Origin of the sequence: Acinetobacter sp. YH12068_T, from assembly GCF_024606005.1 — a bacterium.
Taxonomy (GTDB): domain Bacteria; phylum Pseudomonadota; class Gammaproteobacteria; order Pseudomonadales; family Moraxellaceae; genus Acinetobacter; species Acinetobacter amyesii.
The window spans coordinates 246843-262540 of the sequence record NZ_CP094555.1; the positions used below are offsets into that span (position 1 = coordinate 246843).

Here is a 15698-nt window from a genome sequence, read left to right on the forward strand (position 1 = left end):
ACACTCCATTTATTTCATCATTGCTTTAAGTGAGTTTAGATCATAGCTAAAAAAACGTTCGGACTCTAGGGTAGAAATCACTTTATTCCCACCCATAAAAAACATTCATTTAGCCTATAAAAATTAGTTATTTAAGCGCACTTTCAAGTTCGGAAGCCGACATGTAAGCACCGATGTGTTTGCCTTCTGCGTTATAGATCGCTGGCGTACCATTCACACCAATATTTAGACCCATTTCATACATGCTGCGCACAGGGTTTTGACATGATGCAGGCTCGATTTGCTCACCGGCAATGGCTTTATCAAATGCGGCACGACGGTCTTTGCTACACCAGATAGTTTCCATCATTGGCATGTGTTGTTCACCACGTGGCCAAGCGATATAACGGACTTCAATGCCACGGGCATTAATATCATCCATTTGTTCATGTAATTTGTGGCAATAAGGACAGCTGACATCGGTAAACACATAAACCACGTGTTTGGTTTTACCTTTGGCTTTATAAATCAGTAGGTCTTCAGTTTTTAATTGATCAAATAATTTTTTGTTGGCCTCTGCTTGTAGTGTATCGCCTACATTAAAGAGTTGTTTTTCACCTAAACGAACCACGTCGCCTTGGAAAATGTATTTACCATCAGCTGTAGCATAGACCGCAGGCATGCCTTCAAAGCTTACCCAAAACAAATTAGGAACTTCAGTCGCTTTCACCCCAGTGACTTTGGCATTGATATTGGCTTTTTGCAGATTGGATTGCAAAGTATCAATTAAACGCTGCTGAGCATTACGTTCAGATAAATTCGAAGCTTCACCAGTTGCAGGCGTACTTGCCGTTAATGTCGCATCTTTCTTTTCGTCATTATTTGAATTAGAACAAGCCACTAACGCCAAACTGGCAACAAGTGTCGATGCGAGAAAAATTTTTGAACGGGTAAATAACATAAACAACCCTTTTCTTTTAGCTTTATCAAACAGGTGAGTAAGCATAGCAAAAAATATCGGGCACAATAGAACTTCTTGGTCTGATATTTCCTGCCGTTAAGCTCTCGGATGATAATCTGAATGTAATTTTTGCATACGAACCTGCGCGACATGGGTATAAATTTGCGTGGTAGACAAGTCACTGTGGCCGAGCAGCATCTGCACGACACGTAAGTCGGCACCGTGGTTGAGCAAATGCGTGGCAAAGGCGTGGCGTAAGGTATGTGGTGATAATTCGGCTTGAATGCCTGCAATGAGCGCATAGCGTTTAATCGCGTACCAAAAGTTTTGGCGACTCATCATTCCACCGAGTTGAGTGAGAAATAAAGCATCGGTTGCGCTTTTGTATAAGACGGGACGTGCTTCAGCTAAATACTTCTCGATCCATTCCACCGCCATTTGACCTAAAGGAACTAAGCGTTCTTTATTGCCTTTACCGGTAATTCGTAAATAGCCTTGTTTAAGATTGATCAGTTCTAATCTTAAATTTAATAACTCAGAGACACGTAAACCACAGGCATACAGCACTTCGAGCATGGCACGATCACGTAGACCCAATGCGGTGTTGAGGTCTGGGGCATTAATCAGGGCTTCAACATCTGCTTCAGATAAATCCTTTGGTAGGGCACGACCCAATTTGGGTGTTTTATGGATTGCAACAGGATTGTCACTGCGTATTTTTTGTTCACGCAAGAACTTGAAAAATGAACGCAGTGCAGAAAGTGAGCGGGCGATCGAGCGAGGGCTTTTTCCTTGTTTCGTCAGGCTAAGCAAGACATCTGAAATGTCGTCACTGCTCCAATCAGTCATGACACGCGTATGACACTCACTGCATTGAATTAAATCAGATAAATATGCATTTCGAGTGTGTGGACTGACGGTTTGAGCTATTAAATCATCACGATATCCGTGTAAAAAACTGAGTGTTTCTGGAATTTGGACTGGGGTAGGAATACGTGGTTTTTTATTTAACATGTGCCGCTCATTTTCGAAATTAAACCAAGAAATCACAATGGTTTAATGCAATGTAATTTAAAAAAATAGTCGTGTCGATGCTAGATTGTTAAATGAGAATTGAAATCGAATCCGATTTGTTAATTATTCTCATTTGTTTGTATAATGTTCAAAATTTTTTAGGGTTAGTTGCGTGCGATTATCTGATTTGAAAGTGAAACAAAGCGCAGTCATTCATAAGGTACATCGTAACCAGAATGGCAACAATGCTCCGGCTGATTTAGTCGCTAGCCGTTTAGAGACTTTGGGTTTTGTTCCCGGAACAAAAGTACAGGTGATTACCAAAGGTATTTTTGGTGGTGACCCGATTTTAATTCAAGTTGGGTTTACTCGCTTCGCACTGCGAAAAGTAGAAGCTGAAAAAGTGGAAATAGCAATGGAAGGGGCATCAGCATGAGTGATGCGTTACGTATTGCCCTCGTTGGTAATCCAAACTGTGGTAAAACTTCATTATTCAATCATTTAACGGGTACACGTCAGAAAGTTGCGAACTATGCTGGGGTAACGGTTGAGCGTAAAGTTGGTCAATTTACGTTGCCATCGGGTAAATCTGTTCGAGTTTTGGATTTGCCGGGGACGTATAGCTTAGAAGCGACGAGTCCTGATGAAGCCATTACGCGTGATGTCGTGCAAGGTAAAATTGCAGAAGAAGGGCATCAAGATGTCTTTTTATGTGTAGTTGATGCGACAAACTTAAAATTGCACCTCGGTTTGGTCATGGAAATGATCGATTTGGGTCGTCCAATTTTACTTGTCCTCAACATGATGGATGAAGCACGCCGTCGTGGCATGCAAATCAATACCCAAAAGCTGTCTCAGCGTTTGGGTGTGCCTGTTGTAGAAACCGTTGCTGTACGTAATGCGGGTATTGAAAACTTAATGGGTGCTTTGGATGCTGAAGGTTTCAGAAAACCAGATGCGTCATTAAGTGATACCAATCTTTCTGGGACTAACCACGAAAAAATTGAACAAATTTTAAAAGACGTGGTGGTGTTTGTTGATCATGAAGATAAACGCTCAGACTTCCTCGATAAAATTTTTCTACATCCAGTCTTTGGTTTAATTACCTTAGCGGTGATGATGTTTATTATCTTCCAAGCGGTGTTTGCATGGGCTGCGCCGTTTATGGATGGTATTGAAACCTTCTTCGGTTGGTTCGGTGAATTGGTCGGTGAACACATTTCACATCCACTCCTGAACAGCTTGGTGGTTGATGGGATCATTGCGGGTGCAGGCGGCGTGGTGGTGTTTTTACCGCAGATTTTAATTTTATTCTTCTTTATTTTGGTTTTAGAAGAATCAGGTTATTTACCACGTGCAGCATTCTTGCTAGATAAGCTGATGTTTAAAGCGGGTTTGAGTGGACGTGCTTTTATTCCTTTGCTGTCGAGCTTTGCCTGTGCTGTACCGGGCATTATGGCAACCCGGAGTATTCAAGACCCCCGAGATCGTCTGGTAACGATTTTAGTTGCGCCATTGATGACCTGTTCGGCACGTTTACCGGTTTATGCCTTGCTGATCTCAGCATTTATTCCACAGCAAATGGTCTGGGGCGTCTTTAACTTACAAGGCTTGGTGTTATTTGCATTATATGCAGCAGGGATTGTGAGTGCCTTAATTGTGGCAACAGTGCTGAAATTCTTCCAAAAAGATAAATCACAGCATGCCTTATTGATGGAACTTCCAAGCTACCGTTTCCCAGATATTAAGAGTGTTTGGATTGGTTTACTGGACCGTGCCAAGATCTTCTTGAAGCGTGTTGGTGGCATCATCTTCGCTTTATCAATTTTATTATGGTTCTTGTGTACTTTCCCGCAACCGCCAGAAGGCGCAACTTTGCCGGATATTGATTATTCATTGGCAGGTATGCTTGGGCATGTATTACAACCGATCTTTGCACCATTAGGTTTTAATTGGCAGATCTGTATTGCCTTAATTCCAGCGATGGCGGCACGTGAAGTCGTTGTGGCGGCATTGGGTACGGTGTATGCCTTGTCTGCAACAGATGAAGATGCCATGTCTCAAGGTCTGGCAAATTTAATTAGTAGCGATGGGTCATTGGGTTGGTCATTGGCAACCGGTCTATCATTATTGGTGTGGTTTATTTATGCGCCACATTGCTTGGCGACACTGGCGACAGTTAAACGTGAAACTGGCTCCTTGAAAACGGTGAGTTTCATGACTATCTATTTATTTGGTTTGGCTTATCTAATGGCATTCATCACGTATCAAATTGCAACACGCTATTTTGGATAGTGAATCTTGAATGGCAAAAGCTGAACAAAGGAGAGAGACATGCTTGAATCAATAATTATTGCGGTATTGGTGATTTGGAGTGCTGTCGTGGTGTTTAAGAAGGTATTTCCAAAAACATCAAACTCAGTCTTCACAACTTTTTCTGAGCACTGTGCAAACCGTGGTTGGAATAGTTTAGCCAAATGGTTAAAGCCCAAAATGGCCGCAGGCTGTGCAGGCGGTTGTGGATGTTCAACTTCGGATAATCCATCTGCAAAAAAAGCTGAAGTACAAGCGGTGAAATGGAAATAAACTCACCATCAATTGCTTGAAGAAACCGCCCAAGATGGGCGGTTTTTTTACGAGCGGACACAAAAAAACTGCGAGAAAGTGAAAACATAAAAAGCATTCAAAACAGCAAAGTGCTAACATTTTGTCAGATTTAAAAACCGACCAAAAAATGGGGCGAAAATGTTAATACAGCGTGGTGGATTGAAGGTTGTTGCCGGATTAGGGATTTCTGGTGTCTCCGCAGTGAATTTCTTACATAGCCATGGCTACCGCGTTGCAGTCACCGATTCACGAGCAGTTCCACCGGGTCATGATCAAATTCCAAGTGATGTACAAACCAGTTTCGGTCAGTTGGATCAAGATTTATTACTCCAAGCAGAAGAAATTATTATCAGCCCGGGGCTAGATCCAAAATTACCGCAAATTCAGGCGGCCATTGCAGCCAACATTCCTGTGGTTTCAGAAATTCAAATTTTACGTCGTGCGACAGATAAGCCGATTGTCGCAATTACAGGTTCGAATGCGAAAAGTACCGTAACAACTTTATTTGGTCTTATGGCAGCAGATGCAGGCAAAAAAGTGGCAGTGGGTGGTAACTTGGGTCGTCCAGCTTTGGATCTCACCAAAGATGATCCTGAACTTTATGTTTTAGAGCTTTCAAGTTTTCAATTAGAAACCACGTCGAACTTGGCAGCAGAAGTGGCTGTGGTGTTGAACATGAGTGAAGACCATTTGGACCGTCATGGCGATATGATGGGCTATCACACTGCGAAGCATCGTATTTTCCAAGCGGTGAAAAAAGTGGTGTATAACCGTGATGATTCATTAACACGCCCATTGGTTCCAGATGTCACCCCAATGCAAAGCTTTGGCCTAAATGCACCAGATATGAATCAGTTCGGTATTTTACGCGATACTGATGGCACAATTTGGTTGGCACGTGGTCGTGAGCGTTTACTGAAAAGTGCAGACATGTATATTCAAGGGACACATAATGTGGCAAACGCCTTGGCATGTTTAGCTTTGGGTGAAGCGATTGGTTTGCCACTAGCAGGCATGTTGGAAACTTTGAAAACCTTTAAAGGTTTAGAGCACCGCTGTGAATTTGTCAAAGAAGTGCATGGTGTTCGTTATTATAACGACTCTAAAGGTACCAATATTGGTGCGACTTTAGCTGCGATTGATGGCCTAGGTGCTGCGATTGAAGCCAAAGGCGGTAAAGTGGCGATTATTTTAGGTGGTCAAGGCAAAGGGCAGGACTTTACTGCCCTGCGTGATTCACTTTCAAAATATGCCAAAGTTGCGGTATTGATTGGTGAAGATCGTCCAATTATTGAAAAAGCGATTGAAGGGACAACCACGCTGATTCATGCTGAAAGTTTGAAACAAGCGGTTGAGCTGTGCCAACAAAATGCGGTAGCCAATGATGTGGTGTTATTGTCTCCAGCGTGCGCAAGTTTTGATATGTTTAAAGGCTACAGTGAGCGTGGACACCAATTTGTTGATTGTGTGAATGCACTCGTTTAAAAGAACGATAAGGAAAGTTGTATGGCTGGGTTGGCTCAGACGACCATAAATAGAATAAATGAAGTTGTAGAGCGTTGGCTTCCTCGGTTACCTGCCGAGGTCAACGTGCGCAATGTTCTGGTGTTCTGTGTTTTGGCATTGTTGTGTATTGGTTCGATCATGGTGGCATCTGCATCTATGCCTTATGCAGAACGCATGCATGAAAATGCCTTTCATTACATTTCACGACACGGTATTTCGATTGCCGCCGCCGCCGCCGCCGCCTATATCGCCTATAAAGTGCCGTTGAATGTTTGGTTTAATAACACCTTCTTTTTATGGATTATCACGATTATCTTACTGGCTGCTGTATTGGCTGTCGGGACAGAGGTCAATGGTTCTAAACGTTGGATTCGTATTGCTGGTTTCACCTTACAGGCTTCGGAAGTCGCCAAAGTCATGATGGCGATATTTACCGCGGACTATGTGGTACGGCGTGCCGAAGAAGTCCGTAATAATATTAAGGGCTTGGTGCGTTTGGCAGTGATTATGGCTGCAACTGTCGGTTTGGTCATGGCAGAGCCCGATTTAGGGGCGACGGTGGTGATTGCCTTAACCATGCTAGGGGTATTCTTCCTCGCAGGTGCACCGTTGATTCAGTTCGCAATTGCCTTTGGTGCGATCATCATGGCCTTTGTGTTCTTGATTTTATTTGAACCTTATCGTTTAGAACGTTTGATGTCCTTCTCAAATCCATGGAATGATCCATTAGGCGCAGGCTACCAGTTGTCGAATGCATTAATGGCTTTTGGTCGCGGTGAATGGTTTGGTGTCGGCTTGGGTCATAGTATTCAAAAAATGTCGTATTTACCTGAGGCTCATACCGACTTCATGTTGGCGGTTTTGGGCGAAGAATTTGGCTTCTTTGGGATTTTGACCGTATTGACGCTGTCATTTGTGATGTTGATCTGCTGTATTCGCATTGGTCATCGTGCTTTACGTCATCAATACTTACGTGCAGGCTACTTGGCTTATGGCATTAGTATTATCTTCTTGCTGCAAATTTTGGTGAATGCCGGCATGAACATGGGCATGCTTCCTACCAAGGGTTTGACCTTACCGTTTATTAGTTATGGGGGGTCTTCTCTGATTATCTGTGCGGTTATGGTGAGTCTGATCTTAAAGATCGATGCGACGACCAAAGAAGTAAACCCAAGTAAAGAAGAATCAAGCTTCTAAATTGGTATCTCGTTGCGGATCGGGAGATGCATGGTGCAGTACACTCGCCGGCATCTCCGTTCCACAATGGAGACATTTGACCAAGCTCGCCTTGGCTTTAGATAGTGGAATCAATGGAATAAAAAATAAAGAAAAATAATTACGTTGCTGTTTCAACTCATACTGAGTTCTGCTGCGGCACACAGGGCAAGTAAATTGGCTCTTTTCAATGACTTTGGTTTTCGGACCAACTCCAAAAATAAAAAACATTAGACTCTCCAATGGTCGATTGATCACTTTATTAAAGCATAATTCAATTGAATATCGAGTGATTGGCTCAGATAGGGATGTGGGTTTATTGATAGATTTGAGGCAATGCTGTGCCATGGGGAATTTGTTGAATATCCCACTGCGCAATCGCCTGTTGTAGCATAATACGTGGCGTATCCAAGTCGACTGGCGGTTGGTGTAGGGCTTGTAATGCTTGTTGTAATAAAGGTGCCGCTTGGCTTAAATCAAGAGCTTGAGCCATATTCTGTTTTGACAGTTTTTGTCCCTGATCATTCATTGCCAATGGCAAGTGCATGTATTCAAGGCGCGGATAACCCAAAACTTGTCCGAGCCAAATTTGACGTTCGGTATTGTCCAAAAGATCAGCCCCACGTACAACATGGGTCATCCCTTGTAGGTAGTCATCAACCACGACAGCAAGTTGATAATTGATAATGCCATCACGGCGTTTTAAGACAAAGTCACCCAAATCCTGTTGCAGATTGGAGCAATGCATCCCTTGTAAGCGGTCGGTAAAACAAATGTTCTGTGCATCGACTTTGATTCGAATGGCCTGATCCTGAAGAGGAAGGCCAAGATTACGACATGTACCTTGATAGATATGATTCGAACCGAGCATTTTTCGGGTGCATTGACAAGCATAGACCAAGTCTTGGGCATGCAAATGCGTAATGACTTGCTCATAAATTTCGAGGCGGTCTTTTTGGAAAATGATCTCGGTATCTGGTTCGAATTGAAATGCATCAATACAACGTAAGATATGTTCTTCGCTGCCGGGAAATATACGTGGAATGTCGGTATCTTCGATACGAACGACCCATTGCCCTTGATGGGCACGGGCATCGCAGTAGCTTGCGACTGCTGTAATTAAAGAGCCAAAATGCAAAGGGCCGGTTGGCGATGGCGCAAACCGACCCACGTAATGCTCTGCAGCTTTCCCTCCCTTATCTAAAGGGAGGGCTAGAGAGGAATTACTCAACACAGAATTAACCGTTATTTTGCTTCTCTTTGATCTCTGCAAGTGTTTTGCAGTCGATACATAAAGTTGCTGTTGGACGTGCTTCTAGGCGACGTAAGCCAATTTCGATACCACACGTTTCACAGAAACCGTAGTCATCATTTTTAATCGCTTCAATTGATTGTTCAATTTTACGGATCAGTTTACGTTCACGGTCACGTGTACGAAGTTCAATCGCAAATTCTTCTTCTTGCGTTGCACGGTCGTTCACATCTGGAAGCGCAGTATTTTCGTCTTGCATGGTATTCAAAGTACGGTCTACTTCAGACATTAACTCAGCTTTCCACGCCAATAAGATGTGACGGAAATGCTCAAGTTGCCCTTCAGACATGTATTCTTCATTCTTTTTAGGCTGATAAGGTTCAATACCAAATAAGCTTGCAGTAGAACCACCTTCAGTCGCCTTTGGCTTTGATTTGCGCACGCGTTTGGTAGACTTTTCGTCTACTACATCAGTTTGTTCGTCTAAGACTTGATTTTGGTTGTCATTCGCCATGTAGGGCATTCCTCATCATATGCATATATCTATACGCAAAAAATATGGTGATATGCAAGTTTTTTATCCACCCAACACAGAGTTTCCTTCTGTGGGGGTCGTCATCATATAGACTTTTTCTGCTTATTGATAGTCTTTGATGTTTGGATTCTAACTATCACTTTTCCTTTAGAAGCCATAAAGTAAAGCAAAAAAATCAAATTGAAAAGTTAATAACCTGAAATTTCAACATTAATTTGAGGTTGTTTTAATTTGACCCGAACAACTTCAGTTTTAAATTCACCATTATCATTCAGATAGAGTGCACGATACCCTGGTAAAGCCTCATCTAAGGCAAAATTTTCACTATGCGGTTTGAACTGAACACTGGTCGAAGGCGTCGATAAAAACTGAATATTGCGCCATTGATTAGACGAGTCTTGATGTACGTGTCCGCATAGTACAATTTTGACATTGTCATGGCGTGAAAGCACATCCATCAGATGTTCAGCATTCTTTAATTTGTGCTGATCAATCCAATGCGATTGCATGGCAAAAGGGTGGTGGTGGCATGCCACAATGATATGTTGCTGTGGGTGTGCTGTGAGCAACTGATCTAATTGTTCCAACTGCTGTTGTGATACCCAACCATCGACTTTTCCTTTGACCGCACTGTTCAGTAAAATCAGACACCAATTGCCTAATGCGATGCAGTGAGCACGATCTTTCTGTTGATGAAATGGGAAGCAAGACGCTTCGTCATGGTTCCCCGGAATCTGATAAAACGGAAACGGCTGCTGTTGCATATATTCGAGATAACGCGCATAGGTACGCTCTACCGGCACTTGTGCAAGATCGCCAGTATGGACAAGCGTATCGATGTGATGATGGTTCAACTGAATTTGTTGAATCACATCGTGAAAACTCTGCTCTGGATTCATGCGGACAAATTCAAGATCTTCCTGATCCATTAAATGTGTGTCCGAGATCTGGATCAGTGTCCAGTCGTATTGTGGTGTATCCCTTAAAGTCATGTCCTTCCCCTTAGACATTCCTTGTAGTATGTATTTGTTGTTGTAACCATTGCAAGGCCATAATGACAGGTGCATTTTTTAGCCGACCATTGGTTAATAATTCAGGAATATCAGCATAATCTAAGATATGCAATTGAATATTCTCTCCTTCATCAGGCATGCCAAAGACTCCGCCATGTTCAGGAAGTTCAGCTTCAGCACTATAAAGGTGGAATAATTCCGCGCAGGCACCCGCAGAGGGATAAAAACTAAATAAATGCTGTAGTGCATCTAATTCACAGCCTGATTCTTCCAAACTTTCACGGCGGATGCAGCTTTCAGCAGATTCATCACCATCGAGCACGCCGGCAATAATCTCTAGTTGCCATGGCGAAGTTTCATCATCAATCGCCCCAATGCGGAATTGTTCAATTAAGGCAAATTTTTGTTGTTGATGACTATAGATCAGCACACCTGCTGCTTCAGGACGATGAATCAATTCACGCTGAATGGTTGGAATCATGCTGTCTTGATGGAATAAGCGGTGTCGAAGCTGAACTTTTTCAACTTGAATAAAGCCTTTATAAAGATGTTCACGCCCTTCAATGCTGTAATCTTTTTTGTTATATGTGGCCTGTTTAATAATATTCATAAGCGCTAATTAGGATGAAATCTTCCATTTCATCCTAACCGAGATTTTGTTGAATACAAAAGATTTTTTTTAAGCTTTACACTTTGTGGTACAACTTTTGACCATGTTCATGATAGGCCGCTTTCATGCTTTGTAAACCTGTTTCAATTTCAGGATTAGATTCTGAAGAAAGCTGCATATCTTGCTGATTTTTTGCATAATCTCTCACATTTTGTGTGATTTTCATCGAGCAAAATTTAGGTCCACACATCGAACAAAAATGGGCTGATTTATGTGCTTCTTTCGGCATAGTTTCATCATGCATGCTACGCGCTGTATCAGGGTCTAAGCTCAGATTAAATTGGTCTTCCCAGCGGAATTCAAAGCGTGCTTTGGATAATGCATTATCACGAGCCTGCGCACCGGGATGACCTTTGGCAAGGTCTGCCGCATGGGCTGCAATTTTGTAGGTGATAATGCCATCTTTGACGTCTTTTTTATCTGGTAGACCAAGGTGCTCTTTCGGGGTCACATAACACAGCATCGCGGTGCCGTACCAACCAATCATTGCTGCACCTATCGCAGAGGTAATGTGGTCATAGCCCGGGGCAATATCGGTGGTGAGTGGTCCAAGGGTATAGAAAGGCGCTTCTTTGCATACCTCGAGTTGTAGATCCATATTTTCTTTGATCATATGCATTGGGACATGGCCCGGGCCTTCAATCATGACTTGTACATCATGTTCCCATGCCCGGTGAGTCAATTCACCTAAGGTGCGTAATTCACTAAATTGAGCTTCATCGTTGGCATCTTGAATACACCCTGGACGTAAACCATCACCTAAACTGAATGACACATCATAGGCTTTCATGATTTCGCAGATTTCATCAAAATGCGTATACAGGAAGTTTTCTTCATGATGCGCTAAGCACCACTGCGCCATGATGGATCCGCCACGTGACACAATCCCTGTTAAACGGTTGGCGGTGAGTGGAACATAACGAAGCAGTACGCCTGCGTGAATCGTAAAATAATCGACACCTTGCTCGGCTTGTTCAATCAGTGTGTCTTTGAAAATTTCCCAGGTTAAGTCCTCTGCGACACCATCAACTTTTTCTAAAGCTTGGTAAATTGGCACGGTGCCAATCGGTACAGGGGAGTTGCGAATAATCCATTCGCGGGTTTCATGGATATTTTTACCTGTCGATAAATCCATGATGGTGTCAGCGCCCCAACGAGTTGCCCAAGTCATTTTTGCCACTTCTTCATCAATGCTTGAACCAAGTGCTGAGTTACCAATGTTGGCATTGATTTTCACCAAGAAGTTACGACCAATAATCATCGGTTCACATTCAGGGTGGTTAATGTTGGCAGGGATAATGGCACGACCTTCAGCCACTTCTTGACGTACAAATTCTGGGGTGATTTCAGTTAAATTGCGTGCGCCAAAATTTTGACCGGCATGTTGGCGCATATCAACACCTTCACGCTGGCGCTGATTTTCACGAATCGCAATGTATTCCATTTCAGGGGTGATGATGCCTTGTTTGGCATAATGCATTTGAGAGACATTGTGTCCACGACGAGCGCGACGCGGTTTTGAAATATGCGCAAAACGAATCTCTGCAGTACGAATATCTCGAAGACGCTCTTGTCCAAATTTTGAAGTTAAGGTATCGAGTATTTCCGTATCATTTCGAGACTCAATCCAAGATTCACGGACATTAGGTAGACCTTGATTCAGGTCAATTTGAATATTGGGGTCGGTATAAGCACCAGAGGTGTCATAGACCATAATGGGTAGATTTTTTTCTCCACCCAGACCTGTAGGCGTATCTGTAAGGCTGATCTCACGCATTGGTACGCGAATATCAGGACGTGAGCCTTGGATATAGACTTTCTTTGACGCGGGGAGAATACGAGTGAGATCTTTAGCATCTTGTTCATGCTGAGCAGCGCGATCTGAAGCGGTGAGATTCGTTAATTGGTTCATTGCAATGATCCTTATGAATGACATCAACGAATCAAGCACGACCAAAAACGTGGCAGTTTATCTGATGGATTCACCTGAAAATAAAGGCGTAAAACCAAGAGATAAGAAGGGCTTAAGTTTTTAGATGGCTTGATTCCTACGCAGGTATTAACCTGATCAGGTTCAACGGTACTCATCCTTAAATTTAGCGAACTAAATTTAGATGATCTCAGCAGGAAATTACCTGCGCTCCGTCAAGCTTTGTGCGGATATTAGCATGAAGGCTGTTTTAAAACAGTGTTATTTTTCATCGATTTTCAAGTGCAGAATTTTGGCAAGGCCCGTGTGCAATTGAACTTGCATTGGCTAAGTAGAGGACTGATTTACACAGATGGCGTCACTAAAACAGTCTTTCTTATAATGCGGATCAGGATTGCGGACACCAATTAAATTCAACAGCTGCGCTTCTGATCGCTGATTAGATGCAGCAGTATTTTGATCTAATAATTTTAAAAATAAACGCGCCTGATCTGCCAATTTGGAGTTTTTTAATTGAGCCAAGCGTTCAATTTCTTCTAAAGAACTGGCTTGAATACTGAGGCGGTCTGAAAAATCATTAGAAACGGGACTATGTGCCGAACCAATAAATAACAACTGGCTATATTGATATAGCAATTGTTGTGCATCTTTTTTGTAGGGGCTATCTGGATATTGTTTCAGATAGTCTTCCCAAAAAATAGCACGTGTCGCAATCTCTTGCGGCTCAATGGCTAAACTTTGTTGCAGCAAGGCGGGTTGTGCATTTTGTTCAGCCAGTTTTTCAATAAAGACTTGCTCAGATTCTTCCATATAAGGCGCAAAAATTTTGGCTAAATATTCAGGACTGCGGCGATAGCGTAATTGTCCTTCACCTGCATCGAACAACTCCACATAAGCTTGGCCTTTATGTTTCAGTAAATACTGATCGCGGGCAGTGAGCTGTTCATAATGATTTTGTTGAATGGTGGGATGCTGAGCCATATCAAAGGCAAATTGTTCGAACGCCATTTGCTGTTGAGCTGTACGTTCAACATGTAAAAAGTTGCGATACATTTGATTGGACAAACGCAGTAATTTTTTTTGTTCGTCCGCTTTTAACAGCGGCAAGCAGACTTTGAGATCTTGGTTGATTTGTTCTAAAGCGAAAGTTGTTCGTTGATCGTCTATTTCCAGCATGTTTTTTTCAAGTTTTTTGCACAACAAAGACAAATCGACTGCTTCTTTTTGAACAGTCTTATTGTTGGGAAACTCTGGTGCAGGTTGTGGTTCAGGCTGTTGTTGGCATCCATTCAACATACTGAAACATAAAAACATTGCACTAAACTTTGCAGGCAGCTGAAAAAATTTTGACACAGGAACTCGATGCGCTATAGAAGTGGTATTGTCCGATGGAATGTCGACTATTTTATAGATGAAACACGTGCAATATGTGTACTATTGTACAGTTCTTTGTTATAGCGTTGTGAGTAGTGTCCGAAAACGACTGAAATTATCCGGTTTTGTCGCATTTGATATAAAAAATTAATAAAAATCATACGGAAATTTGCAAGGATATGATTAGTATCTGCTTAGTTTTAGGCTTGAATATTCAATCTCGGGTATTTGAATATTAGGAATTTACAAAAAAAATGAACAAAAAAGTTGTGGTGGGTCTTTGTTTGCTTTTCACGAGTCAATGGGCGTGTGCGCTAGACCTTGTGCAAGCTTATGAACGTGCAAAACAAGAAGACCCCAATTGGCAAGCCAATAAACTACAATATGAAGCGGATAAATTGAATTTGGGGATTGCCAATGGGAACTTACTCCCGACGGTAACAATCTCCGGAAATGTGACCCGAAAAAATCAAAATTCCAACCAAAGCGGCGCTCAAGCCGGGCTGATCATGCCAGACAGCACCACAACAAGACAAATTGCGCTCACTGCCCGTCAGCCCATTTTTCGTTGGGATGCATGGGAAGGGCTGAAGCAAGTCAAGACCTCGATTAATTTAAGTGAAATCAATCTGCGAATTCAAAAACAAGATCATATTTTAAATGTCTCTGAAGCTTATTTTAATGTCCTACGTCAGCAAGTATTGACGGTTGCCAATTTACAAGAAGAACAGGCGCTATCGGAACAGATGCGCATGATGAATGCTAAATTAAAAGAAGGTTTGGTGGCAAAAAGTGATGTCAGCGAAGCCAATGCTCAATATCAAAATGCTCGGGCCAACCGCATGGCGACTAATGTTCAATTGGTTTTGGCGCAGGAACAATTACAACAGTTGATTGGGCCATATCGAGAAAATTTGGCGGTGTTACGTGATGATTTTCAGTTTGAAAAACCGATTCCAAACAATGTACAAGCGTGGGAAGAACTGGCTCAGGAGCAGAACCTAGGCATTTTACAAGCGCGTATGCAACAACGTTATGCGGAAGATGGCAAACGCGTCGAAAAAGCTGCTTTATATCCTCAGATTGAAGCGGTAGGGACCTATGGTTATAACAAGCAAAGTCCACAATCCATCATGTCGCAAGATGGTCAATTTGATCAGGTGGGGATTGAAATGAACTGGAATGTGTTTAATGGTGGACGGACACAGAAATCCATTAAGCAAGCGGCGATCAATGTTGAAAAAAGCCAAGCACAGGTAGATGCAGCAATTCGAAAAGCACAAACCGATGTAAAAAAATCTTATATGCAAGTCGAAACGGATCAAAGTAAATTACAGGCACGTAAAGCCGCGATGGATTCTTCCGCGCAAGTGTCGTTGGCCTCACAAGCCCAGTATCAGGAAGGTCTGAAAACCATGGTTGATGTGCTACTGGCACAGCGTAATGCCTTTTCAGCCCGTCAAGATTATCTGAATTCTAAGTACGATTATTTAATTCATGTTCTACAACTTAAAGCCTCAGTTGGGAAATTAACGGAAGCTGATTTAGTGGAAATGAATGCGTGGTTGGTCGATCAGAAAAATCAGCCATCGATCCTACTAAAGAAATAGGCCATGGTCATAAAAGTTTCACAATCAATATG

The 15698-nt window shown here is 42.5% G+C and carries 15 protein-coding genes and 1 riboswitch; of the genes, 6 read left to right on the forward strand and 9 right to left on the reverse strand.

Annotated features, from left to right (window positions below; all coding sequences use genetic code 11):
* Positions 1–127: 127 nt before the first annotated feature.
* Together MST18_RS01160 and xerD are read right to left on the reverse strand one after the other, a co-directional pair.
* Positions 128–940 carry a DsbC family protein gene (locus MST18_RS01160; RefSeq protein WP_180133258.1) on the reverse strand — a complete coding sequence of 271 codons (813 nt, stop codon included), beginning with the start codon at positions 938–940 and terminating at the stop codon, positions 128–130.
* A 96-nt stretch (positions 941–1036) separates the two neighbouring features.
* Positions 1037–1954 (reverse strand): site-specific tyrosine recombinase XerD, encoded by a 918-nt coding sequence (xerD, locus tag MST18_RS01165; RefSeq protein WP_180133257.1) that lies wholly within the window; start codon positions 1952–1954, stop codon positions 1037–1039.
* A 172-nt stretch (positions 1955–2126) separates the two neighbouring features.
* Here xerD and MST18_RS01170 point away from each other — a divergent pair, with 172 nt between their 5' ends.
* From MST18_RS01170 to ftsW, 5 genes are all read left to right on the forward strand, one after another.
* The gene (locus MST18_RS01170) at positions 2127–2390 is read left to right on the forward strand and encodes a FeoA family protein (RefSeq protein WP_078189444.1); all 264 of its coding nucleotides are present in this window, start codon (positions 2127–2129) and stop codon (positions 2388–2390) included.
* Entirely contained in the window at positions 2387–4249 is a 1863-nt protein-coding gene (gene feoB / locus MST18_RS01175; RefSeq protein ID WP_180093144.1) for a ferrous iron transport protein B, read from the forward strand. Before MST18_RS01170 ends, feoB begins: the two co-directional genes overlap by 4 nt.
* A 39-nt stretch (positions 4250–4288) precedes the next feature.
* Positions 4289–4540 (forward strand): DUF6587 family protein, encoded by a 252-nt coding sequence (locus MST18_RS01180; RefSeq protein WP_180133256.1) that lies wholly within the window; start codon positions 4289–4291, stop codon positions 4538–4540.
* Positions 4541–4699: 159 nt separating this feature from the next.
* Complete coding sequence (gene murD / locus MST18_RS01185; RefSeq protein ID WP_180049850.1) at positions 4700–6046, forward strand: UDP-N-acetylmuramoyl-L-alanine--D-glutamate ligase; 1347 nt, start codon at positions 4700–4702, stop codon at positions 6044–6046.
* 21 nt (positions 6047–6067) lie between these two features.
* Complete coding sequence (gene ftsW / locus MST18_RS01190; RefSeq protein WP_078192579.1) at positions 6068–7264, forward strand: putative lipid II flippase FtsW; 1197 nt, start codon at positions 6068–6070, stop codon at positions 7262–7264.
* Here ftsW and MST18_RS01195 read toward each other — a convergent pair.
* The 7 genes from MST18_RS01195 to MST18_RS01225 all read right to left on the reverse strand — a co-directional run bounded on the left by MST18_RS01195 (position 7253) and on the right by MST18_RS01225 (position 13996).
* On the reverse strand, positions 7253–7513 hold the full coding sequence (locus MST18_RS01195; protein WP_078189439.1) for a zinc-ribbon domain-containing protein: 261 nt from the start codon (positions 7511–7513) through the stop codon (positions 7253–7255). The genes ftsW and MST18_RS01195 overlap by 12 nt on opposite strands.
* Positions 7514–7598: 85 nt before the next feature.
* On the reverse strand, positions 7599–8516 hold the full coding sequence (gluQRS, locus tag MST18_RS01200) for a tRNA glutamyl-Q(34) synthetase GluQRS (protein WP_373683684.1): 918 nt from the start codon (positions 8514–8516) through the stop codon (positions 7599–7601).
* A gap of 4 nt (positions 8517–8520) precedes the next feature.
* On the reverse strand, positions 8521–9048 hold the full coding sequence (gene dksA / locus MST18_RS01205) for an RNA polymerase-binding protein DksA (protein ID WP_078189438.1): 528 nt from the start codon (positions 9046–9048) through the stop codon (positions 8521–8523).
* A 209-nt stretch (positions 9049–9257) separates the two neighbouring features.
* A complete protein-coding gene (gene cpdA, locus MST18_RS01210) occupies positions 9258–10061 on the reverse strand; it encodes a 3',5'-cyclic-AMP phosphodiesterase (RefSeq protein WP_180024249.1) in 804 nt (267 codons plus the stop codon).
* Between the two features lie 10 nt (positions 10062–10071).
* On the reverse strand, positions 10072–10692 hold the full coding sequence (locus tag MST18_RS01215) for an NUDIX domain-containing protein (protein WP_078192575.1): 621 nt from the start codon (positions 10690–10692) through the stop codon (positions 10072–10074).
* Between the two features lie 76 nt (positions 10693–10768).
* The gene (gene thiC, locus MST18_RS01220) at positions 10769–12664 is read right to left on the reverse strand and encodes a phosphomethylpyrimidine synthase ThiC (protein ID WP_078189435.1); all 1896 of its coding nucleotides are present in this window, start codon (positions 12662–12664) and stop codon (positions 10769–10771) included.
* Between the two features lie 116 nt (positions 12665–12780).
* Positions 12781–12907, reverse strand: a riboswitch (TPP riboswitch).
* A 102-nt stretch (positions 12908–13009) separates the two neighbouring features.
* Complete coding sequence (locus MST18_RS01225; protein WP_180004716.1) at positions 13010–13996, reverse strand: hypothetical protein; 987 nt, start codon at positions 13994–13996, stop codon at positions 13010–13012.
* Between the two features lie 314 nt (positions 13997–14310).
* On the opposite strand from MST18_RS01225, the gene MST18_RS01230 reads away from it, so the two are divergent.
* Positions 14311–15666, forward strand: a complete 1356-nt coding sequence (locus MST18_RS01230; RefSeq protein ID WP_180133255.1) for a TolC family outer membrane protein — start codon at positions 14311–14313, stop codon at positions 15664–15666.
* The last annotated feature ends 32 nt before the right edge of the window (positions 15667–15698 follow it).